The following is a 24,571-nucleotide window of genomic DNA, read 5'->3' on the forward strand; positions in this document are numbered from 1 at the left end:
GAATCACCATCGAGTCCACCCCTCGAGCGATTCGACATACTCGGTCTGTGTGTTCGGCGAGGTGGTCGGCTTGAGCCGCCAGTCCCCCGCGTCCCACACCATGATCAGCCGCAATGTCACCCACACCGGCTTCGCGTCGAGCGCCGGAGCACGCAGCGCCAACCGCACGATCGCCATATCGTCCGCGTAATCGTCGATCTTGAACGCATCGGACGCGACCAGATACCGGGTCACCGATTCGGGCTGCTGTTCGGGCAGCCGATCCGCTTCCAGAGCCTGGTCGTAGGCCGCGATCTGCTGCGCCGAAACCCGCACCTGCCGAACGTAGAGAGCGCGGTCCGCCGGCCGGGCGTTGAGCCGGTAGGTGATCTGGGCCGCGGCCAGTGCGGCTCCCTGCGGGGTATGCGAATACCCCACCGCCAAGCCGTCCTCGATCCGCAGCGGTCCGTCGGAGCTCGAGAACGGCACCGATGCTCCGTACACCCGCTGCCAGCCGCGGGGTTCGGTGGTGCCCTTCGGAGCGGCGGTCAGCCAGTCCGGATCGGTCTGCTTACGCTGCGGGGACGGATCCTGCGGAAGGACCTGCCCCGCCGAGTTGTTGGGGATATCGATGCGCCGGTTGAACACATCCACCTCCGGATCGGCAAAACCCTCGCCCACCGCCACGGCCGGCGCCGGACCCGATTCGGGCTCCTCGTCGCGGCCCGTCCACATGACGACACCGACCACCACGATCAGCGCGAGGACCGCCGCGGACGCCACGACGCCGAAGGAGACGCGGTCACGCTGATAGGTCTCCTTCCCGCTCACTTCGGCGCCTCCAATTTCACAGTGTCACTCGGTAATTCGGCTACAGGGTCGATCGGTCGCGTGGTCGATTGCGGATCCGGCAGCCGTAACCTCCAATCCTGCGCGAACCACTCCACGATCGTGTGGTTCACCGCCTTCGAACTGTCCGAGTACTCGGTGTACACATCCACCGTCGCGCGCTGATCGCTGTACCCGGTGATCCGGTACCCGAGCAGTCGCGGCGCGTAGACCGGATCCGCGGGCCCGCTGATGGAGAGCTGCACCCGGTTCACCGCCCATTCGTCCTTCGCCGGGCCCGGAACCACCTCCCGGGCCGCGATACTCGACCACTGTCCGTCGTCGGCGATCGACAGGCGCACGGCGTGCACCACCGCGGCCACTCCGGCGCCGATCGGAGAGTGCTCGAAACTCGTTGCGGCACCGTCTGTTTCCGCTGCCGGACCTTGATCGGTATGAGGTAACGATACGCCCTGGAACGGCAACCATCGGACATTCGTCGGCGGCGCGGACAGATCGGGCGGCGCCGCGGCGTCCCCGCCACCACAGCCCGCGGCGCCGGACAGCAGTGCCACGGACAGCAGTCGGGCAGCCCAGCGGGCAGACGGCCGGACGGCCCGGCGCGCAGCCGGAATCACGGTCGAATTCATGCGCAGGTCGTTCTCCTCGCCTCGCCCCGGCTCATCCGGGCAGGAACGCCAGGGCGATACCGGAGGCGCCACTGGCCACGATCGCGCCGAGCAAGCTCATGAGCACTCCGTGTGAAGCGTCGTTCATCGCCAGATCGCCCTTGAAGGTCAGCCACAGCTTCCCGGCCGAGACGATCATCCACGCCAGACAGCCCATGAGAACGAACCACAGCAACCAGTTCAGCAACTGCATCAACGGTTCCAACACCTCGGCCGGCATCTGCTTGTACGCCAGAACACCGGCCGCCCCGACCAGATCCATCACAACCTCACGTTCCGATGACAGCGTTCATGATGGTGCCGGCACTCGTCGCGACCACGCCGCCGATCATCGCCCCGGCCACCATCTTCGGGGACTCCAGCCCGCCGCCGGTCCATTTCTCCCACGCGAACTTACCGCCCGCGTAGATGATGCCGCAGATCCCGGACAGCAGCACGAACCAGGTGAGATACCGGACCAGCTGCAGGATCTTCTCCGACCCGGGCGGGGCCTCGGGCGTCGGGTTACCCACCTGGGCCACAACAACGGTGTCGTAGACCTGGTGAACCGCGAGAAGTACGGTGCTCATCGGGTGCCTTTCTCGATAGTTGAGGTGCAACATTCGGTCCGCGCGAGCGCGGGGAGCACGACATGGTTTACGTGCTCGACGGCGGCGATCACGGCATCACTCCTCTACGAATCTCGATCGGCCCCGAGATGGGGCGGCCTCCGATTCCTCCAGCGCGGCCCGGGCGGCCGCGACGATCTCCGAACCGAGTTCCCTGATATCGAGCGGGACCTCGTCGAGTGGGTCGATCCGGCGGCGGCGCTGCGCTGAGGTCGCGACCCCCGGCGTCCACACCGGTAGTTTCTCCGGTTCGACCAGCGTCCACTCCTCGTACCACGGCACCTGCCACACCTGCCCGGCCAGTGAGGCGACCACCTCGCGGTAACGCCGGATCTCCGGCGCCATCCGGCCGGGGCGAGCCGCCACCGTGATGAGGCCGAGAACCTGGCTGGGTCCGGCGAATCCGGAATGATGCTGGCGCAGCAGATCGTGCGCGTGGGTCAGTCCCGCGATGGTCTCCCGCGCCACCAGCACGACGAACGGCGATTCGCGGTCGAAGACACCGGGCCAGCGCCGGCCCGAATCCGCGGCAGGCGCCAGTACGTGGGCGAGCGAACTCGCGCCCGCGCCGCCGTGGACGCCCAGTAGCCACACCAGTGGCGCGCGGCCGGCACCGGGAACAGGACGGTCCCAGACCGCGGCACGGCGCGATTCCGGCGGCGGTACCACTCCGGCAACGGCGTTATGGTCGGGTCGGCGAGGAAGATTCATAGCAACAGACATTTTGCCTCCCCCCGAGATGCGGCAGGTAATCCGCGGAGCCCGCAGCCTTGGCGGAGGGATCGCATCATGACGCCATCCCGGCGAGTAGGCGCTCGTAGGTCTGCCGGGTCTCGTCGGCGAGCGCGATATGGCGGACCAGTTCGCCGCGGGCCAGATGGGGGTCGTAGGGCACCTCGACAATATCGCGGACCCACCCGGACAGATGTTCCCGCAAATGCTCGGCTACCCGCGAATCGGCGCCGCGTTGCTGATGGGAGACCACGATGGTGGTGTCACCGACGATCCCGCCGCCCATCGGCTCCGACGAGTCGCCGTATTCGTCATCGAGCCATTCGAGGGTCACCCGCAAGCGGTTGGCCGCGTCCACGCGCGCCGGGATGGTCAGGACCAGCGCGACATCCGCGTCGTCGAGCAGCGGCCGCAACTGCCGGCTCGCGATCGGATTCCCGCCGTCGTAGACGCCGGTGTACCCGGCCTGGTCCACCGCCCGGGCCACGGTGAGATAGCTCGCGCGGCGGCGCAGCGGTGCAGCGTCGCGCCACAGCAGGCCGATACCGGAGGTCGCCCGCGACATACATTCCTTCAGGGGGGCCGGTTCGTCGTCGCCCCGGCCGTACAGCCACTGCTGCATGCTGATCGGATGCAGATGCTCGTCGGCGCCGCGCAGCGCGAGATCGCCCCCCGCGGGAGTGGCGTCCACCGCCACCGTTGCCGCGCCGGACAGACCGAGTTCACCTGCCAGGCCTAGCGCGGTGGTCGTGGTTCCGGCTCCCCCGCAACCACCTACCACCAGGATCGGCCGGGGTGCGCCCGCCGCACGGGTCCGGGCACCGCCCGGCAACCGCACCACTCGCGCCTTCCGGTCTCCGTCGGTCTCGTCCGCCGCCGAACCCGGTGCGGTATCGAGCCAGCGGCTCCAATCCTCTCCCATCGGTGCACTCTCCTCTATCCGGCCGAAATACCCGTGATGAGGGTGCGGCCGTCGATCACCGCGGTGGTGACCGTTTGCCTGCTGTAGGTAGCGGGTTCGCCACCGGGCCGGAACTCGGTGACCTCGACCGTGTACCGGCCGTCGGCCACGGTCACGATCTGTACGCAGTGCTCGGTTCCGGGCGCGACGCTGTCGATACCCGCCTGGATGACCTCGGGGGCGGACACCGGGGCATCGGGCGCGACCGCAGCGCGCGCCTCGGCGCCGGAACGCTGCACGTAGTACGCGTATTGGAAACGCAGGATGGCCTCGGGTCCGGAATTCGTCGTACCGGGGCCCGCGCCGCGTACCACCTGAGCGGTCCGTTCTTCCGGACACGCCGCGGCGGTGGGATCGGCTCCTGTGCTGCCGGCGGTGAAACGCAGCCCCGAGCCCTCGCCGGGAGCCACACCGGGGGCAGCGGCACCGGGCGTACCGGGCGCCAGCAGGTACAGAACCACGGCCGTGGCGATACCGAGCAGTACGACGGCGGCGAGGAGTACACCGGCGGTGCGCCGCCGGTGGGCACCGTGATCGGCTCCGGCATCGCGCAGCCGGGACGGAGCACGGCCTATCCGGGCCGGTTCGGCGAGTTCTCCGTCGGTATCCACCCAGGGGAACCGCACCAGATCCGCATCACGGTCGTCGTCGGGAGCATCCACCCAGTCCGACCAGCCGCCGGTGAACTCGGTACGCCGACCGGACAGTTCGGCGGGCGCGGGATCGGGTCGCGCGGATGCGCTTCCGGCCTCGGCGATGTAGTCGGGGTACCTGGCAGGGCCGTCGTCGGCTCCCGGCACGTCCTCGTCGGCGGATTCGGGCGTGGGTATCGACGCGCCTGTATCGCGCGCCCCTTCCGGCTCCAGCGGACCGTACCATCGATCGAGCTTTTTGTAGGACTTCAACATTCCCCCATTCCCCTGGCGCCGGGCGCGTGATCTGGCATCATCGATCCCTCTCGGCGATCAGTTCACGGAGAACGAGTCGGTTTCGGTTGTACGGGGTGCGGGAGCGGCGGCCGCCGGACCTTCCGGGGCACCATTGTTCACTCCTGTCCCAAAAGGGAATTGTCCCGTACCGGAGGGAGCGGGCGCGGGAGACGCGCCGGGGTCGGAACCTGAGAATCCGTTCGGAGCGGGAACTCCACCGTCCGGCACGCTTCCCACCTGCGGCGCCGCCTTTTCCGCGACCGGCTCGTTGCCGCTGCCGTGGACCGCGGCGAGATCCCGCGCGGCGGCGGCGAACCAGTCGGCGATGAAGCGGGTGGGCGCTTCGCCGGTGGCCGAAATGGCCGCGTTGCCATAGGCCTGATGCCGCTGGATGGTGTCCCAGTACCGAACCCATGTCGTGGTATCGAGCAGCGCGTGATTGTCGGTGATGTTGTCGATCACCGCGTCGAAAGCCTGACTCACCAGCCGGATACCGGTGGTGGGCGGAACGAGCTGCGGAATCGCCCCGAGCAGTTTGACTCCCAGCATCAGCAGCGCTGCCGGTGGATTCGCCAGGCCGGCGGTGGCCAGTTCGGCGATCGCCGTGGGGTTCAGGACCGTCCGCACCACCGTGACCACCGCGTTCAGCCCGATCATGCCCACTTTGAGCAGTGCGCGCATGGCGCCCGGGATATCCAGCGGGGTCCGCGGATCGGCGGCATCGGCCAACCGTTCGGAGATCGACTTCTTCGGCGAGATGTTCAATGTCGCCAGCGAAGTGCCCTGGATATCCTCGTTGACCACCTTGGTGGCGGTCTTGATCGAGGTGAAGGCGAGTGCTTGCGCGATCGAGGTGAGCGAGGCGATCGGATCGCCGCCGCTGAGCTTCATCTGACCGACGACACCGGCGACCGCCTTGAGAATCGGTGCGCCCTCGGGGGCGTCGCAGGCGAGATCGCCCGCGGCGCAGAAGCTGGCCACGCGGCCGGTGAGCGCACCGAAATTCTCCGCGGTATCGCGGTCCGGGGCGATACCGCCGCCGGAGGCGGGCGTTTGGTTCAGCGCCGCGATATGCCCGATCTCGGTCCCTTCGGTACCGGGTGCGGGATCGGGATTGGCCTTGCCGGGTGAGCCGGGGAACAACGAGGCCCCCGTATTGCGGGTGGGGTCGCCGATCAGCGCCACGGCGGCAACCTTTTCGGCGGGCAGGCTGCCCTGCCCCTGGCCCACTTCCTGAGCGAACACCGAGGCCACATGCGCGCCCTGCGAATACCCGACGATCGCGAAGCGGGTTTCGGGGCAGCGTTGCGCCACCGAGTTCGCCATACTCCGCAGCCGGATCAGGCCGCCCTTCACCGAATCCGAATACGGTGTGGCGCTACCGCCGTCGACCCCACCGAAACTGGATTCGTAGGGCACATAGGCCCGCTCCACGAGTCCCTGTTCAGGTGCCGCTGCCATGAGTGGCCGGAAGACGGTGGACAGCATGCCGGTATCGGTCGTCGGCGCCGCGTCCGGCGACGATTCCCCGGTGCCCTGGATCCCCAAGGCGTACAGTGCCGGACACGATGTCACCGTGAGTTCGGTCGGCGGACCCGCCGAGTTGGGGGGTTGAGCGTACGCGGGGGCGACAAGCGTGCCCGCCGTCGCCGTCGCCACAGCGACGGTGAGTGCGATCAGCATCCCCGAGAATCTTGTGTGTCCAGCCATAGCGACCCGCAATCAGTCCTACCGCAGTTACCGAGCGCGACGAAACGCAGTAAACGGTAACAGATTCCGGCTATGACCGCTGAAGCGGCGAAGAGTTTACGCGACCCGCCATGCTCATCCGTATGTGACGCGGCGCGCCGAAGCTCGAACGTTATATATTTCCGACAGACCCAGATCCGCTGCCAAGACCCCAAAACACCGTTCGGTCGCGGTCGGGCGTAGCCCATCCGCAGTCCGCGCACGGCGTAGCGGACGCGGAGGTACGCGGAGCGCGCACGGCCGGACCGATCACTCGGGTACGCGGAGACCCCACGGCCGGGGGGCGAACGCTCAGGTACGCAGAAAGCGCACGGCCGGAGCGAACGCTCAGGTACGCAGAGAGCGCACGGCCGGAGCGAACGCGGAGGTACGCTCAGGCGGCGGAGGTGACCCGGTACACGTCGTAGACGCCCTCGACATTCCGGACAACATTCAGCAAATGCCCGAGATGCTTCGGGTCACCCATCTCGAAGGTGAACTTGCTGATCGCGACCCGGTCCCCGTGGGTGGCCACCGACGCGGACAGGATATTGACCTTCTCATCGGCGAGAACCTTGGTGACATCGGAGAGCAGGCGGGTGCGGTCCAGTGCCTCGATCTGGATGGCCACCAGGAACACCGAATGCGGCGACGGCGCCCACTCCACCTCGATGATGCGTTCGGACTGCTCCTGTAGCGAACCGGCGTTGGTGCAGTCGATACGGTGCACGCTGACCGACCCACCGCGGGTCACGAAGCCCAGGATCTCGTCGCCCGGGACCGGAGTGCAGCATTTGGCCAGTTTCGCGACGGTCCCCTCGGCGCCCGGGATCAGCACGCCGGCGTCGCCGGTGAGCCGCTGCCGCGACGGGGTGGACGACGGGGTGGACCGTTCGGCGAGTTCGTTCTCGACATCGCCGATACCGCCCAGCTGGGCCATCAGCCGCTGCACCACATGGTGCGCGGAGACCTGATGCTCCCCGACCGCGGTGTAGAGCGCGGAGATATCGCCGTAGTGCAACTCGTTGGCGACGGCGTTCATGGCGTCGACGCTCATCAGACGCTGCAACGGTAGCCCGACCCGGCGGACCTCCTTGTTGATCTGCTCCTTACCGCTCTCCAGGGCCTCTTCACGGCGTTCCTTGGCGAACCACTGCCGGATCTTGGCCTTGGCGCGCGGCGAGACGACGAAGGTCTGCCAGTCCCGGCTGGGCCCGGCGTTGGGCGCCTTGGACGTGAAGACCTCGATGACCTCCCCGTTCTCCAACTGGCGTTCCAACGCGACCAGCCGCCCGTTGACTCGGGCGCCGATGCATTTGTGGCCGACCTCGGTGTGCACCGCGTAGGCGAAGTCCACCGGCGTGGATTTCTGCGGCAGCGTGATCACATCACCCTTCGGGGTGAACACGAAGATCTCCGGTGCCTTGAGGTCGAACCGCAGTGATTCCAGGAACTCCGCGGGGTCGGCGGCTTCCCGCTGCCAGTCCAGCAACTGCCGCATCCAGGCCATATCGTCGACTTCGGCGGCGTCTCCGGAATGGCGGCCCTTGGTCTCCTTGTAGCGCCAGTGCGCGGCGATACCGAACTCGGCGGTCCGGTGCATATCGTGGGTGCGGATCTGCACCTCGAGCGGTTTACCGTCCGGGCCGACCACGGTCGTGTGCAGCGACTGGTACACGCCGTAACGGGGCTGGGCGATGTAATCCTTGAACCGCCCGGCCATCGGCTGCCACAGCGAATGCACCACACCGACCGCGGCGTAGCAATCGCGCACCTCGTCGCACAGGATCCGGATACCCACCAGATCGTGGATATCGTCGAAATCCTTCCCCTTCACGATCATCTTCTGATAGATCGACCAGTAGTGCTTGGGGCGGCCCTCGACGGTGGCGGGGATCCGGGATGCCGCGAGGGTGTTGACGATCTCCGCGCGCACCTTGGCCAGATAGGTGTCACGTGACGGTGCGCGGTCGGCGACCAGCCGGACGATCTCGTCGTACTTCTTGGGATGCAGGATCGCGAACGCGAGGTCCTCCAACTCCCATTTGACGGTCGCCATGCCGAGCCGGTGGGCCAGCGGCGCGATCACCTCGAGGGTCTCGCGTGCCTTCTTGGCCTGCTTCTCCGGGGGCAGGAACCGCATGGTCCGCATATTGTGCAGCCGGTCGGCCACTTTGATCACCAGGACACGCGGGTCCCGCGCCATCGCGATGATCATCTTGCGGATCGTCTCGGCCTCGGCGGCCGCGCCCAGGTTCACCTTGTCCAGCTTGGTGACACCGTCGACCAGGTGAGCGACTTCGGTACCGAAATCGGCGGTCAGTTGCTCCAGCGAATACCCGGTGTCCTCCACGGTGTCGTGCAGCAGGGCCGCGACCAGGGTGGTGGTGTCCATGCCCAGTTCGGCGAGGATGTTCGCGACCGCCAGCGGGTGGGTGATGTAGGGGTCACCGGATTTCCGGAACTGGGTCGCGTGCCGCTCGTCGGCGACATCGAACGCGCGCTGCAACTGGGTGAGATTGGCCTTCGGATACAGCTCCCGATGCACCGTGGCCAAGGGTTCGAGCACCGGTTTCACGGCCGGGATACCACGCTGACCGGTCATCCGCCGGGCCAGCCGGGCGCGTACCCGCCGCGAGGCCGAACTCGGCACCGCTCCGGAGGAGCGGACGCCCTCGGCTTCGGGCGCGGTCTCCGGGCGCGGACCAGCAGCAGGGGCGGGGGCGGGGGTGGTGGCACCGTTCGACTGTGCGCCGGACGTCTGCTCGACATTCGCCTCGCCCAGATGCTGAGTCATGCCACCACCTCTCCGTGCCACGGCCGATCACCGCAACGTTCCAGACCACCAACTTTAACCCCCACAGCACCGTGGGAAACCCCCACCGCGACACCATCGACATCTCTCGATATACCCGGCCACCCGGTAGAACGCCCCACCACCCTCCCACGTTCCCCGGGTGGCGGGGCCCGGGCTCATCCCACCAACCCGGCCGGAGTCAGTTCCAACTGCCGGGTGACACCGATCTCGTCCAGAAACCGTTGTTCGTGGCTCACCACGATCAGCGCTCCCCGGTACCCGGCGAGCGCCTGGGTGAGATGGCCGAGACTCACCAGATCCAGATTGTTGGTGGGCTCGTCGAGTATCAGCAGGCCCGGCGCGGGCTCGGCGAGCAGCAATACGGCCAGTGCCGCCCGCAACCGCTCGCCGCCGGAGAGCGCGGCGGCCGGAACATCGGCGGCCGCGCCGCGGAAGAGGAAACGGGCGAGCCCGGCCCGGATCTGTTGCGGTTCGGCGTGCTGGGCGGCGTCGGCGACGTTCTCGTAGACGGTCCGGTGCTCGTCGAAGATATCGAGGCGCTGCGGAAGCGAACGCCACGGCACCCGGGGCGGTTCGGTGGTGATCCGCCGCAGCAGGGTCGTCTTGCCCGCACCGTTGCGGCCGGTGATCGCCAGCCGTTCCGGACCCCGCACGGCAAGCGATACCACCGGCCCGTTGGCCAGCCGCACCTCGTGCAGGCCGACGACCTCCTGCCCCGGATGCAGGCGGGTACCGGGCAGGTCGACGCGGATCTCGCGATCGTCGCGCAGCATCTCCTCGGCCTGATCCAGCCGGTTCCGGGCATCCTCCACCTTCTCCAGATGGTTGTTGCGCAGTTTGCCGGCCGAAACCTCGGCTTGGCGTTTGCGCTGGCCCATGATGATCTTCGGCTCGCGCTTGTTCTCGAACATCTTCTGCCCATAGCGCTGTCGTCGATCGAGCTTGATCCGCGCCTCCACCAGTTCCCGCGACTGTTTGCGCATATCGCCACGGGCATCGCGGATCGCGGCGCGAGCGGTTTCCTGTTCCTGTTCGACGGTCCGCTCGTAGTCGCTGTAGTTACCGCCGAACAAGCGCATCGCGCCGCCACGTAGTTCGGCGATGGTGTCCATCCGTTCCAGCAGATCCCGGTCGTGGCTCACCACCACGACGGTCCCGGTGAACTGCGCGACTGCCTCGTAGAGGCGGGTGCGGGCAGCCCGATCGAGATTATTGGTGGGCTCGTCGAGCAACAACACATCCGGTTCGGTGAGCAGTTGGGCGACCAGACCCAGCAGGACCGTTTCGCCACCCGACAGCGTGTCCAGCCGGCGATCGAGTTGCCGCACGGTACCGGTCAGGTAACCGAGGCCGAGCCGCCCGAGCAACGCCACGGCGCGCTCTTCGATATCCCATTGCGCTCCGACGACCTCGAAATCGGAATCGGTCCCACCACCGGACTCGATGCGGTGCAGCGCGTTTCGCACCTCGTCGATACCGAGCACTTCGTCGACGCGACGACCGGCGGCGAGGCCGAGATCCTGACGCAGATAGCCCAATTGCCCGGTCACCGTGATCGACCCACGCGCAGGCGGCAGATCACGTGCGACCAACCGCAAGAGAGTGGATTTCCCGGCGCCGTTGGCTCCTACGAGCCCGAAATGACCCGGCCCGAGCACCACGTCGAGCCCGTCGAATACCGGAGTCCCATCCGGCCAGGCGAAAGAAAGATCGGAAAGAGAAATATCGGCCACGGCTGCCCCTGGAGGTATCGATACGGAAGCGACGCGCTGAACGCGGGCCGCACGAGCGACTACCTCATGAGAGCAACGGCAGCTCCGATCCTCGGGAACAAGACCTCGGCGAGAGTACACCCCTGACCACCGTGAATGCCAGGGAATTACGTGCCGCGTCACATCCCGGGTTCCGGGACCGGCCGGGACCGCTTACACAGTGACGATCGACGTCACCGGGTAGTCGCCCTGCCGGGCACGGCCACCCAGTGCCTCGAGTTCCAGGACGACCGCGGCCGCCACCACCTCGGCTCCGGCGCTGGCGAACAGATCGGCGGCAGCGGCCAATGTGCCACCGGTGGCCAGCACATCGTCGAGCAGTAGGACCCGGCGGCCCTCCAGTGCCACTCCGGTGGCCGGGATCTCCAGGGCCGCCGTACCGTACTCGAGTTCGTATTCCCGGGTGATCACAGGCGGCGGCAGTTTGCCGCGCTTACGGACGGCGAGGACGCCGGTGCCCAGGGTCGCGGCGACACCGGCACCGAGCAGGAAGCCCCGGGCATCCACCCCGGCGACCAGATCGGCGTCGGGTACCAGTGCCGCCAGGCAGTCGACAACGGTCCGGAAACCCACGGAATCGGCGAAAACCGGTGTGAGATCGGCGAATCGGATCCCTGGTTCCGGGAAGTCATCCGCCCAGCGGGTGTATCTGCGCACCATCGCGGCGGCCTGGTCGCCTCGTTCGGCGACCGTATCCGCGGCTTCGACCGCCGCATGCTTGCTCATCGACACCTCCATCATCGGCAACCGGCGCAGCTCAGCGCTGCAGGACCCACTGGTCCATATTCCAGCCGGATCCGGCCCTGGTGGGCCCGGCGACAGCGTTCTGCAGACCACCGCCGAAAGCGATGGTGCGCGGAGTCGCGAACAACGGAACACTCGGCAGCTGAGCCCACAGCAGGTTCTCGGCCTCGGTGAGCAGGTTCAGCTGATCTGTCGAGTTGTCGTCGGCCGCAAGCTGATCCGTGATCGCATCGTAGCGGCCGTTGCGGAACTGACCGGCATTGAGGCCGCTACCGCCGCGCAACCCACTGACCGCGGCGATCCCGTCGAGCGAACCGGCCGGGCCGGGCAACCCGCCGGGGCCGCCGAGAATCGCGTCCACGGCCCCGCCGGACAGTTGCGCGGAGCCGAAATCAGGGGTGCTCGCATCCTCCACCGTGATCCCCGCCTGTTTGCAGGAGTCGGCGATCAGCGAGACGGTGCGGGCGCGCCGGGCATCCGGGGCAAGATAGCCGACCCGGACGGTGAGCTGTTTCTTCCCGGTGTCGGCGAGCGCGGCCTTCGCACCGGCCACATCGCCGCCGGCGAACTGATCGGCGGCGCCCGTGACGGCCGGGTAATAAGCCGAATCCGGCTGTACGGTCCGCGAATCCGAGAGACCCGAACCCAGCCCCGTCTCCGGTGCGTCGGTCACCCGGCCCAGCTGGTCGAACAGCGCCTGCCGGGGTACACACAGCGCGAACGCGCGCCGCGCGGCGTCGGATTCGAAGACTCCGCCGGTGCTGAGCACCAATTGTTCGACACCGCGGCTGGGCAGCTGCTGGACGGTGAACGCGTCCAGATTCAGCTCGGGCAGGGAACCGGTGCCGATATCGACCACCGCGACCGAGCCGTCCTCGATATGTGCGGCGAGATCGGCCGGCTTCGGGTATACGACGACCCGGCCGGTGGCGGGCGTATCCCCCCACCAGCGTTCGTTGGCGACCAGGACCAGGCCGTCATCGAGATCGAAGGATTCGATCCGGTAAGGACCGGAGGACGGGAACGCGGTGATATCGAGATCACCGGGCGCCAGATTCCAGCCCGTGTTCCAGAACTGGGCGAGCCGGTCCAGCGCGGGCCGGTCGTCGTTCTGGACGGCAGCGACGATATCGGGCACATCGGCCACCTGCGCGGCCACATGCGCGGGCATCAGTTCGCCGGCACCGAACAGGGTGCGCCAAGGAAGATAGCGGCGACCCGGCCGGAAGACCACGGTGCCGTCCTTCGACCCGGGCTGGCATTCCACCCGCTCGATATCCTCGTAACCGGCCGTACTCGCCGAATCGAACCCGGGGAACCGGCCGCTGCGCGCGGCCCAGGTGAAGACCAGGTCGTCGCACGAGGTGGGTACACCGTCGGAATAGACGCCCGCGGGGTTGAGCCGGTACTGGATGGTCTGGGCTTCCCCGGGGACTTCCTTGGCCGTCCCGGTATCGGAGTCGGCGACCGGTTGACCGCTCGGTCCGGTGTAGAAGAACCCGGTGAGCACCCGGCCGAACACCGCCTGCGCCGCGGCCGCACCGGCGGTCGTCCCGCCGTTGTAGCTGGTGACGGTGGTGTCGACGGCGTACCCGATCGAGGGCACCTTGTCCTTGCCGGAACATCCGGCCGCGAGTGCGGTAGCCGCGGCGGTGGCCGCGAGCAGCGCGATCGTCCGGCGCAGAGATGAGTGTCGCATCGATCTACCCCTCGTCTGTCAGTGCCGCCTCTGTCGTTTTCCGGTGGGGCGGGCGCCGGGCGGAGGTCCGCCGGGCCCGGTCCTGCGTGGGTTGGGCTGATCCCGGTCGTCGACGATGCCCGCGGGACGCCGGCCGGGCGCTGTCGCGGGCCGTTCCGGACCGGGTACGGGCCGTCCACTCCTCTGTGCGGCACGGCGCGCGTGCACCTTTTTGGTGTGCGCCGCCACCGGGCCCCAGCGTTCCTTGATGCTCACCAGTAGCGGCGTCGCGAAGAAAATGGACGAAAAGGCGCCGACCAGCGTGCCCACGAGCTGTACCAGCGCCAGATCCTGCAGGGTGCCGACACCCAGCATCCACACCGCGATCACCATCAGGCCGATGATCGGCAGCGCACCGATGAGGGTGGTGTTGATGGAACGCATCAGGGTCTGGTTGATGGCCAGGTTCGCCTGCTCTCCGTAGGTGCGCCTGCTGGTGTGCAGGACACCGCGGGTGTTCTCCTCGACCTTGTCGAAGACGACGACCGAATCGTAGAGCGAGAAACCGAGAATGGTGAGCATGCCGATCACCATCGCGGGTGTCACCTCGAAACCGACCAGCGAGTACACGCCGGCGGTGACCAAGAGGTCGAAGACGAGCGCGGCAAGCGCGGCCAGCGCCATATCGCGTTCGTACCGGATACCGATATAGATACTCACCAGGACCAGGAACACCGCCAGCGCGATCAGCGCCTGCCGGGTGATCTGGCCGCCCCAGGTCTCGCTGACATCGGAGGCACTGATGGCGTTACGGCTCGGATTCCCCGTGTCGTCACGGGGCTGGAACTGGTCGAACAGCGCGGTCTGCAGGGCACCGAGTTGTTCGGCGTTCAGCGTCTCCGAGCGGATCAGAATGGTCTTACCGTCGCCGGTACCCACAGTCTGCACCGATTCGGGCTCCGCACCGATGGTGTCGCTGTAGACCGTCTCCACCTGCTCGGTGGTGACATCACCGGCCGGGAGCTGGATACGGGAGCCACCGACGAAATCGATACCGAAGGTGAAGCCGCGCACCGCCATACTGAGCAGGCACACCAGCACGATCGCAGCGGTGATCAGATACCAGCGGCGGCGGTTGCCCACCACGTCGAGCACACCGGTACCGGTGTAGAGCCGGTTCATCCAGCTGTGCCGGACCCCGGAGGGGCGCGGCGCGGAGGGTTTGTCCATCGTCACGGGACCGTTCATCGTCACGCCTTCCCGACCGCGGCTTCGGCCGCCTTGCGTTCACGGGCGAGTTCCTGCATCGCACCGAGGCCGTTCACCGACGGCTTGCCCCAGAAGGTGGACCGGGATGCCAGGTGGACGAGTGGCGCCGTGACCAGCACCACCACGACCACATCGAGGATGGTGGTCAACCCGAGCGTGAACGCGAAGCCGCGCACCTGCCCGACCGCCAGCACGTACAGCACGGCGGCGGCGATGAAGCTGACGGCGTTACCGGACAGGATGGTCTTCCGGGCGCGCTGCCAGCCGCGGGGCACGGCCGACCGGAAACTCCGGCCCTCGCGCATCTCGTCCTTGATGCGTTCGAAGAATACGACGAACGAGTCGGCGGTCATACCTATACCGATGATCAGACCGGCGATACCGGCCAGATCCAGCGTGAACCCGATCCAGCGGCCGAGCAGGACCATGATCCCGTACACCGCGATACCGGACCCGACCAGCGACAGCGCGGTGATGAAACCGAGCATGCGGTAGTAGATCAGGCAGTACACCAGGACCACGATCAGGCCGACCGCACCGGCGAGCAGACCCGCTTTCAGCGAGGAGAGACCGAGCGTCGCGGAGACCGTCTCGGCCTCGGAGGTCTGGAACGACAGCGGCAGCGACCCGTACTTCAGGGTGTTCGCCAGTTCCTTGGCACTGGCGGCGTTGAAATCGCCGGAGATCGAGGTGCGCCCGCCCAGCTGCGGTCCCTGCTGGACCACCGGTGCGCTGACCACCTCCGAATCGAGGACGAAGGCGACCCGCTGCTGTACGTATTCGCCGGTGAGCGAGGCCCAGGCATCGCTACCGCTGCCCTTGAACTCGAGATTCACCTCGTGCCGGGCCTGCTCGGTGTTCAGGCCGGATGTGGCGTTCGCGATCTCCTGCCCGTCGATCCGGCTCTTGTCGAGCAGGAACACCTCTCTACCGTCGGTGGAGCAGGTGACCAGCGGCAGATTCGGATCGTCGTTACCGGCCAGCGGATCGGCCGCCGTGCAGTCCATGGACGCCATGGCGAGCTGCTGGGTGGTGGGATCGGTGCTCTGCCGGATGGCCTTGGCCATCTCGATCTCCTGCTGCGCCTGCTCCTGCGGGCTCAGTGAGCCTTCGGCGGGCGGTTGCTGCGCACCCGGATCCTGCGGCGCCGGGGCGGGGGTCGTCTCGGCGGGCGCGGAGGGCTCCACGGGCGGATCACCGGGGGCCTGGGCCGGATGCACGTCGATTTCGCTCTCCGGCAGCGGCGCGGCGGCAGGGGTCTCCTCGGCCGGGGCGGTGGCGCCGGTATCGGGAGTCGTGTCTTCCTGGGCTCCGGTATCGGGAGCCGTGCCCTCTGTGGTGTCGCCACCGGGGACCGTGCTCTCCTCGCCGGCAGGGGCGGGTGCGGTCGGCTCCGGAGCCGGGGCGGTCTCGCCCGGGGCCGGCGCGGTCCCCGGTGCCGTCTGGCCCGGTGCCTGCTGCGGGTTCGGAGCCGCGGAGGAGTTCAGGACCGGACGGATGTAGAGCTTGGCGGTACTGGCCAGGGTGCGTGCCTGCTGGCTGTCCTCACCCGGCACGGTGATGACCAGGTTGTCCCCGTCGATCACGACCTCGGAACCGGAAACACCGAGACCGTTGACACGGTTCTCGATGATCTCCTGTGCCTTGGTGAGACTGTCCTTGCTGGGCCGGTTCCCGTCGGGCGTTCGCGCGGTCAGGGTGACCCGGGTACCACCCTGCAGGTCGATGCCGAGTTTGGGTGTCGGTGATTTGTCACCGGTGAAGAACACCAGCGCGTAGATCGCGGCCACCAGCACGCCGAACAAGGCGAGCCAGCGGAGTTGGTGCGCCGATCCCTGGGACGGTGGCACAGGTCGTCATCTCCTAGGCGGAAGTTCTGGGTGGAACGGCCACGGCACATGCCTATACCACCGGTCGCCCGGGATATCCGGTCCGGTGGCCGGGCCGTGGTGATCAGTCCTTGGTCAGCCGGGTTTCGGTCTGCGCAGGGGTTTCCTCGGCGGCGGGGGCGGCCGGCGAGTCGGTGGACTCGGCGCCCTCGGCATCCGTACCGGGGGTCTCCTCGGCGTCGTCGGCGGTGGCGTCGGTACGCACATCGCGGATCGCGGCACGCAGCCAGGTCGTCACGACATCCTCGGCGATCTCGAGATCGACACTGGTGTCGTCGGCCTCGACCACGGTGCCGTACAGGCCCGAGGTGGTGGTGACCAGGTCACCGACCTTCAGACTGTCCTGCATCTGGGCGACTTTGTCGGCCTCTTTCTTCTGGCGGCGCATGCCGAGAAACATCGGCACCAGTAGCGCGACCAGTATGAGCGGAAACAGCAGATCCATGGTCGAAGTCAGTTCCTGATCTGGGTGAGGAGGGGACAGGTACGCACACAGTCTGCCAGTTCTTCGGATCCGCGCCACACCCGCACGCCGGAACACGCGGTGTCCGGGCGGCGCCGGCGGCCGGCCGGTGGCAGATGTCACCTTCGCGCGAAGGGCCGAGGCGAGCATCCGGTGCCGCGATAATCGACGGATGACTCCCGACGAAGTTCACCAGATCGCTTTCGCGCGAGCGCCGTTCGGCCACCGCGGGTACCGGGAGCGCGATGTCGACGAACTGCTGGACCTCGTCGCCGCCGCACTGGAGGGACGCGTCACGCTCACCGGTGAGGTCCTGAACCGCGGTTTCCGGGCACCATCGGGCGTGTTCGGGCGCGGCTATCACCCGGACCAGGTGGATGCCTTCGTGGACCGGGTGCGTCGCGAGTTCGGTCTCTGAGCGAACCGGCGCGTCAGCGCCCGGGTGCGGGCGCGGGCGTTCACTCGAACAGATCGAGCGCCGGGTGGGGTTCGCGACTCCGGACCTCCAGCGCGCCGAATGCCAGATCGGGAGGCGGTGTCAGGCCCAGATGCGACCAGGCGGCAGCGGTGGCGACCCGGCCGCGCGGTGTCCGCGCGACCATCCCGGCCCGTACCAGAAACGGCTCGCACACCTCCTCGACCGTGGCCGGTTCCTCACCGACGGCCACGGCCAGCGTCGATACGCCGACCGGGCCCCCGCCGAAACCGCGAACCAGGGAGCCCAGCACTGCTCGGTCGAGCCGGTCGAGACCCATCGGATCGACGTCGTAGACGACGAGCGCGGCCCGCGCCACGGCCAGCGTGATCAGCCCGTCCGCCCGGACCTCGGCGTAATCGCGGACCCGGCGCAGCAGACGGTTGGCTATCCGGGGCGTCCCGCGGGAGCGGCCCGCGATCTCGGCCGCGGCGTCGGTATCGATACCCACCCCGAGGATCTGCGCGGAACGCTGCAGGATCAGCAACAGCTCGTCGGGTTCGTAGAAATCCATATGGCCGGTGAAACCGAACCGGTCACGCAGCGGACCGGTCAGCGCGCCGGACCGGGTGGTCGCGCCCACCAGGGTGAACGGAGCGATATCGAGTGGGATCGAGGTCGCCCCCGGACCTTTGCCCACCACCACGTCGACCCGGAAATCCTCCATCGCCAGGTACAGCATCTCCTCGGCGGGCCGGGCCATACGGTGGATCTCGTCGATGAACAGCACATCCCCGGGCACCAGATTGCTGAGCATGGCGGCCAGATCGCCGGCGCGCTCCAGCGCCGGGCCGGAGGTGATCCGCAGCGCGGTGTTCAGTTCACCGGCGATGATCATCGCCAGGCTCGTCTTGCCCAGACCCGGTGGTCCCGACAGCAGGATGTGGTCGGGTGTACCGCCACGCGCCTGAGCCCCGCGCAGCACGAGCGCCAGCTGTTCGCGCACCCGCGGCTGTCCGATGAACCCGTCCAGCGAGGTGGGGCGCAGTCCCGAGTCGGTATCACCGTCGGAGGCCAGGTAGCCGGCACTGACCGGGGACTCCGGGGATTCCGGGGTGTCGTCGTCGTGGTCCATCGCGGCCTATCGGTTCTTGCCCAGGACCGCGAGTGCGGCACGCAGCGCGACCGAATTCCCGGCGTCGGGATTCTCGGCCAGAACCGCGTCGACGGTCGGTTCGGCCTGTTTGATGGGGAATCCGAGCCCGGTGAGCGCTTCCACCACCTGATCGCGCACCGGTGTGCGCACCGGCACGACGGTGGTCGCGCTGTCCGCCGGTACCGGGACCAGGTTCACCTTGTCCCGCAGTTCGACGACCATCCGTTCGGCACCGCGTTTACCGATCCCCGGGACCCGGGTGAGCGCCGCGATATCCCCGGCCGCCAGAGCCTTGCGCAGCGCCTCGGGTTCCAGCACCGCCAGAACCGCCATGGCCAATCGCGGCCCGACCCCGGACACGGTCTGCAGCAGGCCGAACAGATCGCGTGCCTCGGTATCGGCGAACCCGTAGAGGGTCATCGAATCCTCACGCACGATCAGCGCCGTACAGAGCCGGGCCTGCTCGCCGCGGATGAGCCCGGCCAGCGTGGCGGGGGTGGCGTTGAGCTGATATCCGACGCCCGCCGCCTCCAGCACCACATGATCGAGGGCGAGTTCGAGGACTTCGCCGCGAATGGACGCGATCACCCGCGCACCGCCTTCCGCTGCTGTTCCAGTCGTTGTGTGTATTGCTGCCGGGCCCGCTCGGCCAGGGCCTCGGCCCGGGCCATTCGTTCCAGCAGCGGCGCCCGCCAACAGTGACAGATGGCGAGCGCCAGTGCGTCGGCGGCGTCGGCCGGTTTCGGCGGTGCCGCGAGCCCGAGGATCCGGGTGACCATAGCGGTCACCTGTTTCTTGTCCGCGGTGCCGCTGCCGGTGACGGCCGCCTTCACCTCACTGGGAGTATGGAACATCACCGGGATCTCGCGGCGCGCGGCCGCCAGTGCGATGACCCCGCCCGCCTGTGCGGTACCCATGGCGGTGCGCACATTGTGCTGCGCGAACACTCGCTCGATCGCCACGACCTCCGGGCGGTGAGTCTGGATCCACTCCTCGGCGGCATCGGAGATCCGCAGTAGGCGCTGGGACAGGTCCATATCGGCCGGAGTGCGGACCACATCCACCGCGATCGCCCGTACAGTGCGGCCCGCTCCCCCTTCCACCATGCTCACCCCACACCGGGTGAGCCCGGGGTCGACGCCCATCACCCGCACCGACGAATCCCTTCCCAGAACGAACAGTTGTTCGAAGTCTAGTGCAGGACCGGATATCTCGGCGGCAGTGACACGGACTCCGGCCGCCGGGTCCTCAGCGAGCCAGTTGCGCTGCGAAGATGTCGTACGCGGACGCGTCGTGCAGTACGAACAACACCTCCTCGACCCGCGCCTCGGTAGCGCGGACGGTATCGACGGCGATCCGCGCGCCGTCGTCCATCGGCCAGCGGTAGACACCGGTGGAGATCGCCGGGAAGGCGACCGTGCGGGCACCCAATTCGTCCGCGACCCGCAGCGACTCGCGGTAGCAGGAGGCCAGCAGCGGCGCGAGCTGCGCCGCCCGGTCGCCCCGGGCCGACCACACCGGCCCTACCGTATGGATGACCCAACGGGCCGGTAGATCTCCCGCCGTTGTCGCCACCGCTTGCCCCGTGGGCAACCCGCGCGGGTAGTCCGTTTCCCGTAGCTGCCGACATTCGGCCAGGATCGCGGGCCCCCCGCGCCGATGAATGGCGCCGTCCACCCCGCCACCGCCGAGCAGTTCCGAATTGGCGGCGTTCACCACCGCGTCGACCTGCTGCTCGGTGATATCCCCGTGCACAAGTGTCACAGCGACCATATCGCCATTGTGCCGCCGTCCACCGGCCCTTCCTCGTCGGCACGCCCGCGCTCTCCCGATCGAGACCTGAGGGCCGTGACCTGTGGACAAATGCGTAACTACTTGGTTACGCTTCTGTGGTGGACGAAGTGGCCGCGGCTATCGCCGACCCGGTACGGCGGGAGATCCTGGAGATGTTGCGCGGCACCCGCCACACCGCGGGCGCCATCGCCGCGGGATTCCCGATCAGCCGGCCCGCGATCAGCCGTCATCTGCGGGTCCTGCGCGACAGCGGCCTGGTACGCGACGAGCTGGTGGGCAGGCAGCGGTACTACACCCTGGACACCACGCCACTGCGCGGTCTTCGCGCCTGGCTCGCCACCCTGGACGAACCGGCCGCCTGGGAGCACCGGCTGGACGCGCTGGCCACCGAAGTCCACCGGACCCGGCGCGAACGCCGGTCCACCGATAGCCGACCGGATTCGGGCTCACCGGCTTCCGGCGACTCGGCACTTTCCGACAACGAGGAGAACACCGCATGAGCATTCGCCCCACCGGACGCCTGGCACCCACCCCGGGTGGACACGATCTGGTCCTCACCCGGACCTACCGCGCACCCATCGAGGACGTTTGGGCCAGTGTCACCGAATCCGAGCGCACCGCACGGTGGTTCGGGCCCTGGGAAGGCGACGCGGGACCAGGCCGGACGATCCGGGTGAGAATGTCCTACGAAGAAGGACAGCCGTGGAGCGATTACACCGTCGACACCTGCGAACCACCCCGCCACCTCGCCCTGCGCACCGTCGACGAGTACGGCAGCTGGCACCTGGAGGTGACACTCACCGAGCGGGACGGGCAGACCGAACTGGTCTTCATCCATCATCTGGATTCGACGGCACAGATCCCCGAGGTCGGGCCCGGCTGGGAGTACTACCTGGACGCGCTCGGGGCGTCGCGTACCGACACGCGACGCCCCGATTTCGACGACTACTATCCCGCCCTGCGGGACTACTACACGAACCTCACCGACTAGTCGGCGTCCAGTTCGGCGAGTACCTCGTCGGAGATATCGATATTGGTGTAGACGTTCTGGACATCGTCGCTGTCCTCCAGCGCGTCGACCAGTTTGAACACCTTGCGGGCGCCCTCCGCGTCGACCGCGACGCTCACCGACGGCTGGAACCCGGATTCGGCGGAGTCGTAGTCGATATCGGAGGACTGCAACGCCTTCCGGACCTCGATCAGATCGCCGGGCTCGCTGATGACCTCGAACGATTCGCCGAGGTCGTTGACCTCCTCGGCGCCGGCATCCAGGACCGCCGTCAGCACATCGTCCTCGGAGAGGCCGTTCTTCTCCAAGGTGACGATGCCCTTGCGGTGGAACAGGTAGGCAACCGATCCCGGGTCGGCCATGTTCCCGCCGTTGCGGGTCATGGCCACGCGCACCTCACCGGCGGCCCGGTTGCGGTTGTCGGTGAGACATTCGATCAGGACGGCGACACCGTTGGGGCCGTAACCCTCGTACATGATGGTCTGCCAGTCGGCGCCGCCGGCTTCCTCGCCGCCGCCGCGTTTACGCGCCCGCTCGATATTGTCGTTGGGAACCGAGGACTTCTTGGCCTTCTGGATGGCATCGAACAGTGTCGGGTTGCCTTCCGGATCGCCACCGCCGGTCCGGGCCGCCACCTCGATGTTCTTGATCAGCTTGGCGAAGAGCTTGCCACGCTTAGCATCGATCGCCGCCTTCTTGTGCTTGGTGGTGGCCCATTTGGAGTGGCCGCTCATTCCCTACTTCCTTCAGGTCGATGGCACGGTATCGCTCGATAACGCTACGCCACGCACCAGATCGACGAACATTCGGTGCACACGGTGATCACCGGTCACTTCCGGATGGAAGGCCGTGGCCACGACCCGGCCCTGCCGCACGGCGACGATCCGGCCGGCGGCCGGACCACCCGGCACCCTGGCCAGCACCTCGACTCCCGCACCGGCCCGTTCGACCCACGGGGCGCGGATGAACACCGCCCGGACCGGACCGCCGGGCAGGCCCGCGAACTCGATATCGGTTTCGAACGAATCGACCTGACGCCCGAAGGCATTGCGCCGCACCGTCATATCGATACCACTCAAGTGCTGGGCGTCGGGCCGGGTATCGAGTACCTCGCTCGCCAGCAGGATCATCCCGGCGCAGGATCCGAACGCGGGCATACCGTCGTGTAGCCGATCGCGCAGCGGTTCGAGGAGTTCGAAGATCTCGAGCAGTTTGCTGATCGCTGTCGATTCCCCGCCGGGCAGTACCAGCGCGTCGACCGCGGCCAGCTCGGCCGGCCGGCGGACCAGAACCGGGCGGGCACCGCATTCGGCGAGTACGGCGATATGTTCCCGGACATCACCCTGCAGGGCCAGCACGCCGATGGTGGGCTGGGTGGGTGCGGCACCGGCATCCGGTGCGGCCACCGATTCCGGGGAAACCGCAGACTCGTTCACCCGTGCGAGCTTACGAGCCCGGACGGTGTGCGCGGGGTCACCCCGGACTCGACCGGCCCCCGGGCTACGAACGCAGGTTCCGGATCAGGCCCTCCTGGACAACGGCGGCGACGAGGCGGCCGCCGCGATCGAAGATCTTGCCGCCGGTCAGCGCGCGCCCGAACCCGGCCGACGGCGACGACTGGTCGTAGAGCAGCCAGTCGTCGGTGCGGAACGGGCGCAGGAACCACATCGCGTGATCGAGCGACGCGTTCTGGGTGGGCTCGTCGGGGTGGGTGACCTTGGACGAGCCGAGCAGGGTCATATCGCTCATATAGGCCAGCGTGCACACGTGGAACAGCGGATCGTCGGGTAGCGGATGCCGATAGCGGAACCACACCTGTTGCGGGGAAACGACGCCGGGGCGCTGCGTCACCTGGTCCTGCGGTACGGGGCGGATATCCCAGTGCTCCCATTCCCGCATGGCCCACAACCGCTCCGGGTCCATGGAGGTCTTGGCATCGGAAAGATCGTCCGGCGGCGCCACCTGGGCCATCTCGTCCTGATGCGAGGGCCCCTCGTCGCCGAGGTGGAAGGAAGCCGACATGGTGAATATCGCGTCACCGTCCTGCACTCCGGTGACCCGGCGGGTGCAGAAGGAGCGACCGTCGCGGATCCGATCGACCATGTAGACGGTGGGCGCCTCGGGGTTACCGGGCCGCAGGAAATAACCGTGCAGCGAATGTACCTGGAACCGCGGCTCCACCGTGCGGACCGCCGCGACCAGCGCCTGGCCCGCCACCTGTCCGCCGAAGGTGCGCGGCAGCTGGGTTTTGGTGGACGCGCCGCGGAAGATATCCCGCTCGAGGCGTTCGATCTCCAGTGCCTCTTCGATAGTCGCCATCCGCTGAGATTATCCCGACCGTCCGATTTTCCACGACCCGGTCGCGGGTAATCCCCGTCACCGGCGGCCCGGTCGGACCTGCTGTGATGGTCGGGTGCCACGCTTCATCCCGACCGCCCCCGACGCACTCGCCGACCTGGTGACCCGGAGCCTGCGATCGTTGGACGGCCACCGGGTGGCCGGTATCGACGGCGCCGACGCGGCGCACCCCCTGGAGTTCGCGCACCGTGCCGCCGACCGGGTCCGAGCCGACGGCCGGCCGGCCGAAGTGGTCTCGCTGCACGATTTCGTGCGACCGGCATCGCTGCGGATGGAGTTCGGCCGCGACGAGACCTCCTATCGCACCGGCTGGTTCGACTATTCGGCACTACATCGCGAAGTCCTCGATTCGGTTCACGACTCGGGTACCTGGCTGCCCGCGCTGTGGGACGAGGCCGCCGACCGTTCCGCACGGGCCCGCCGTCGCACGGCACTGCCCGCGACGGTGCTGTTCGTCGCGGGTCCCATGCTGTTGGGGCGCGGATTGCCCTTCGACCTCACCGTCCGGCTCGACCTCGGCGCGGCCGCGCTCACCCGCGGCACCCCGGACGAGGATGCCTGGACCGTGCCGGGCCTTCTCACTCACGACCGGGAGCACAGCGCGACACCGTCGTTCTTCGTGCGCTGGGATCATCCGGACCACCCGGCCCTGCGGGTCGGCGCAAACTGACCGAGCGGCGTACTCACCCACAGTGTGCCGATACGCGCACCTCCGCCGGCGCGGCCTCGACGCTCGGCGCCCCGTAGAACCC

Annotated in this window: 26 protein-coding genes; 4 read left to right on the forward strand and 22 right to left on the reverse strand. The window is 67.9% G+C overall.

Going from position 1 to position 24,571, the window contains the following annotated elements; all coding sequences use genetic code 11:
- Positions 1 to 3 precede the first annotated feature (3 nt).
- From IEY68_RS02830 to yajC, 15 genes are all read right to left on the reverse strand, one after another.
- Positions 4 to 810: a DUF8175 domain-containg protein gene (locus IEY68_RS02830; protein WP_058853187.1), complete on the reverse strand. Its 807-nt coding sequence runs from the start codon at positions 808 to 810 to the stop codon at positions 4 to 6.
- Entirely contained in the window at positions 807 to 1,457 is a 651-nt protein-coding gene (locus tag IEY68_RS02835) for a DUF8175 domain-containg protein (RefSeq protein WP_229718571.1), read from the reverse strand. The genes IEY68_RS02830 and IEY68_RS02835 overlap by 4 nt, the downstream gene beginning before the upstream one ends.
- A gap of 31 nt (positions 1,458 to 1,488) precedes the next feature.
- Positions 1,489 to 1,758: a hypothetical protein gene (locus IEY68_RS02840; RefSeq protein ID WP_030521531.1), complete on the reverse strand. Its 270-nt coding sequence runs from the start codon at positions 1,756 to 1,758 to the stop codon at positions 1,489 to 1,491.
- A 7-nt stretch (positions 1,759 to 1,765) separates the two neighbouring features.
- Positions 1,766 to 2,065 (reverse strand): hypothetical protein, encoded by a 300-nt coding sequence (locus IEY68_RS02845; protein ID WP_030521532.1) that lies wholly within the window; start codon positions 2,063 to 2,065, stop codon positions 1,766 to 1,768.
- A gap of 96 nt (positions 2,066 to 2,161) precedes the next feature.
- Positions 2,162 to 2,827 (reverse strand): hypothetical protein, encoded by a 666-nt coding sequence (locus IEY68_RS02850; protein WP_058853188.1) that lies wholly within the window; start codon positions 2,825 to 2,827, stop codon positions 2,162 to 2,164.
- A 64-nt stretch (positions 2,828 to 2,891) separates the two neighbouring features.
- Positions 2,892 to 3,758 (reverse strand): MinD/ParA family ATP-binding protein, encoded by an 867-nt coding sequence (locus IEY68_RS02855; RefSeq protein ID WP_058853189.1) that lies wholly within the window; start codon positions 3,756 to 3,758, stop codon positions 2,892 to 2,894.
- A 14-nt stretch (positions 3,759 to 3,772) separates the two neighbouring features.
- Positions 3,773 to 4,705: a DUF8176 domain-containing protein gene (locus IEY68_RS02860; RefSeq protein WP_058853190.1), complete on the reverse strand. Its 933-nt coding sequence runs from the start codon at positions 4,703 to 4,705 to the stop codon at positions 3,773 to 3,775.
- Between the two features lie 57 nt (positions 4,706 to 4,762).
- Positions 4,763 to 6,409, reverse strand: coding sequence for a cutinase family protein (locus IEY68_RS02865; RefSeq protein WP_058853191.1), 1,647 nt, complete (start codon positions 6,407 to 6,409; stop codon positions 4,763 to 4,765).
- Positions 6,410 to 6,848: 439 nt separating this feature from the next.
- Positions 6,849 to 9,251 (reverse strand): RelA/SpoT family protein, encoded by a 2,403-nt coding sequence (locus IEY68_RS02870; RefSeq protein WP_062995913.1) that lies wholly within the window; start codon positions 9,249 to 9,251, stop codon positions 6,849 to 6,851.
- A 176-nt stretch (positions 9,252 to 9,427) separates the two neighbouring features.
- Positions 9,428 to 11,005, reverse strand: coding sequence for an ATP-binding cassette domain-containing protein (locus tag IEY68_RS02875; protein ID WP_156426014.1), 1,578 nt, complete (start codon positions 11,003 to 11,005; stop codon positions 9,428 to 9,430).
- A 192-nt stretch (positions 11,006 to 11,197) separates the two neighbouring features.
- Positions 11,198 to 11,704: an adenine phosphoribosyltransferase gene (locus IEY68_RS02880; RefSeq protein ID WP_058853212.1), complete on the reverse strand. Its 507-nt coding sequence runs from the start codon at positions 11,702 to 11,704 to the stop codon at positions 11,198 to 11,200.
- Positions 11,705 to 11,801: 97 nt separating this feature from the next.
- A complete protein-coding gene (locus IEY68_RS02885) occupies positions 11,802 to 13,487 on the reverse strand; it encodes an ABC transporter substrate-binding protein (protein ID WP_058853192.1) in 1,686 nt (561 codons plus the stop codon).
- An 18-nt stretch (positions 13,488 to 13,505) separates the two neighbouring features.
- Positions 13,506 to 14,714, reverse strand: a complete 1,209-nt coding sequence (secF, locus tag IEY68_RS02890; RefSeq protein WP_082681111.1) for a protein translocase subunit SecF — start codon at positions 14,712 to 14,714, stop codon at positions 13,506 to 13,508.
- 2 nt (positions 14,715 to 14,716) lie between these two features.
- Complete coding sequence (gene secD, locus IEY68_RS02895; protein ID WP_058853193.1) at positions 14,717 to 16,585, reverse strand: protein translocase subunit SecD; 1,869 nt, start codon at positions 16,583 to 16,585, stop codon at positions 14,717 to 14,719.
- A 103-nt stretch (positions 16,586 to 16,688) separates the two neighbouring features.
- Entirely contained in the window at positions 16,689 to 17,069 is a 381-nt protein-coding gene (gene yajC, locus IEY68_RS02900) for a preprotein translocase subunit YajC (protein WP_058853194.1), read from the reverse strand.
- 190 nt (positions 17,070 to 17,259) lie between these two features.
- Here yajC and IEY68_RS02905 point away from each other — a divergent pair, with 190 nt between their 5' ends.
- Positions 17,260 to 17,505, forward strand: a complete 246-nt coding sequence (locus IEY68_RS02905) for a DivIVA domain-containing protein (RefSeq protein ID WP_058853195.1) — start codon at positions 17,260 to 17,262, stop codon at positions 17,503 to 17,505.
- Positions 17,506 to 17,545: 40 nt separating this feature from the next.
- On the opposite strand, the gene ruvB is transcribed toward IEY68_RS02905, so the two are convergent.
- From ruvB to IEY68_RS02925, 4 genes are all read right to left on the reverse strand, one after another.
- Positions 17,546 to 18,637: a Holliday junction branch migration DNA helicase RuvB gene (gene ruvB, locus IEY68_RS02910; protein WP_058853196.1), complete on the reverse strand. Its 1,092-nt coding sequence runs from the start codon at positions 18,635 to 18,637 to the stop codon at positions 17,546 to 17,548.
- A gap of 6 nt (positions 18,638 to 18,643) precedes the next feature.
- A complete protein-coding gene (gene ruvA / locus IEY68_RS02915) occupies positions 18,644 to 19,246 on the reverse strand; it encodes a Holliday junction branch migration protein RuvA (protein ID WP_058853197.1) in 603 nt (200 codons plus the stop codon).
- Positions 19,243 to 19,812, reverse strand: coding sequence for a crossover junction endodeoxyribonuclease RuvC (gene ruvC, locus IEY68_RS02920; protein ID WP_058853198.1), 570 nt, complete (start codon positions 19,810 to 19,812; stop codon positions 19,243 to 19,245). Before ruvC ends, ruvA begins: the two co-directional genes overlap by 4 nt.
- A 94-nt stretch (positions 19,813 to 19,906) precedes the next feature.
- Positions 19,907 to 20,431 (reverse strand): O-acetyl-ADP-ribose deacetylase, encoded by a 525-nt coding sequence (locus IEY68_RS02925; protein ID WP_058853199.1) that lies wholly within the window; start codon positions 20,429 to 20,431, stop codon positions 19,907 to 19,909.
- Positions 20,432 to 20,550: 119 nt separating this feature from the next.
- Here IEY68_RS02925 and IEY68_RS02930 point away from each other — a divergent pair, with 119 nt between their 5' ends.
- Together IEY68_RS02930 and IEY68_RS02935 are read left to right on the forward strand one after the other, a co-directional pair.
- Complete coding sequence (locus tag IEY68_RS02930; RefSeq protein WP_062995915.1) at positions 20,551 to 20,952, forward strand: metalloregulator ArsR/SmtB family transcription factor; 402 nt, start codon at positions 20,551 to 20,553, stop codon at positions 20,950 to 20,952.
- Positions 20,949 to 21,443, forward strand: coding sequence for an SRPBCC family protein (locus IEY68_RS02935; RefSeq protein WP_058853201.1), 495 nt, complete (start codon positions 20,949 to 20,951; stop codon positions 21,441 to 21,443). Before IEY68_RS02930 ends, IEY68_RS02935 begins: the two co-directional genes overlap by 4 nt.
- On the opposite strand, the gene IEY68_RS02940 is transcribed toward IEY68_RS02935, so the two are convergent.
- From IEY68_RS02940 to IEY68_RS02950, 3 genes are all read right to left on the reverse strand, one after another.
- Positions 21,440 to 22,195: a YebC/PmpR family DNA-binding transcriptional regulator gene (locus IEY68_RS02940; protein WP_062995917.1), complete on the reverse strand. Its 756-nt coding sequence runs from the start codon at positions 22,193 to 22,195 to the stop codon at positions 21,440 to 21,442. The two genes, IEY68_RS02935 and IEY68_RS02940, sit on opposite strands and share 4 nt — an antisense overlap.
- A 12-nt stretch (positions 22,196 to 22,207) precedes the next feature.
- A complete protein-coding gene (pdxT, locus tag IEY68_RS02945; RefSeq protein ID WP_058853214.1) occupies positions 22,208 to 22,867 on the reverse strand; it encodes a pyridoxal 5'-phosphate synthase glutaminase subunit PdxT in 660 nt (219 codons plus the stop codon).
- Between the two features lie 94 nt (positions 22,868 to 22,961).
- Entirely contained in the window at positions 22,962 to 23,780 is an 819-nt protein-coding gene (locus tag IEY68_RS02950) for an acyl-CoA thioesterase (protein WP_058853202.1), read from the reverse strand.
- Positions 23,781 to 23,874: 94 nt separating this feature from the next.
- Here IEY68_RS02950 and IEY68_RS02955 point away from each other — a divergent pair, with 94 nt between their 5' ends.
- On the forward strand, positions 23,875 to 24,489 hold the full coding sequence (locus tag IEY68_RS02955) for a nucleoside/nucleotide kinase family protein (RefSeq protein WP_058853203.1): 615 nt from the start codon (positions 23,875 to 23,877) through the stop codon (positions 24,487 to 24,489).
- Positions 24,490 to 24,571: the final 82 nt, after the last annotated feature.

Source organism: Nocardia jinanensis (genome assembly GCF_014645735.1).
Lineage (GTDB): Bacteria > Actinomycetota > Actinomycetes > Mycobacteriales > Mycobacteriaceae > Nocardia > Nocardia jinanensis.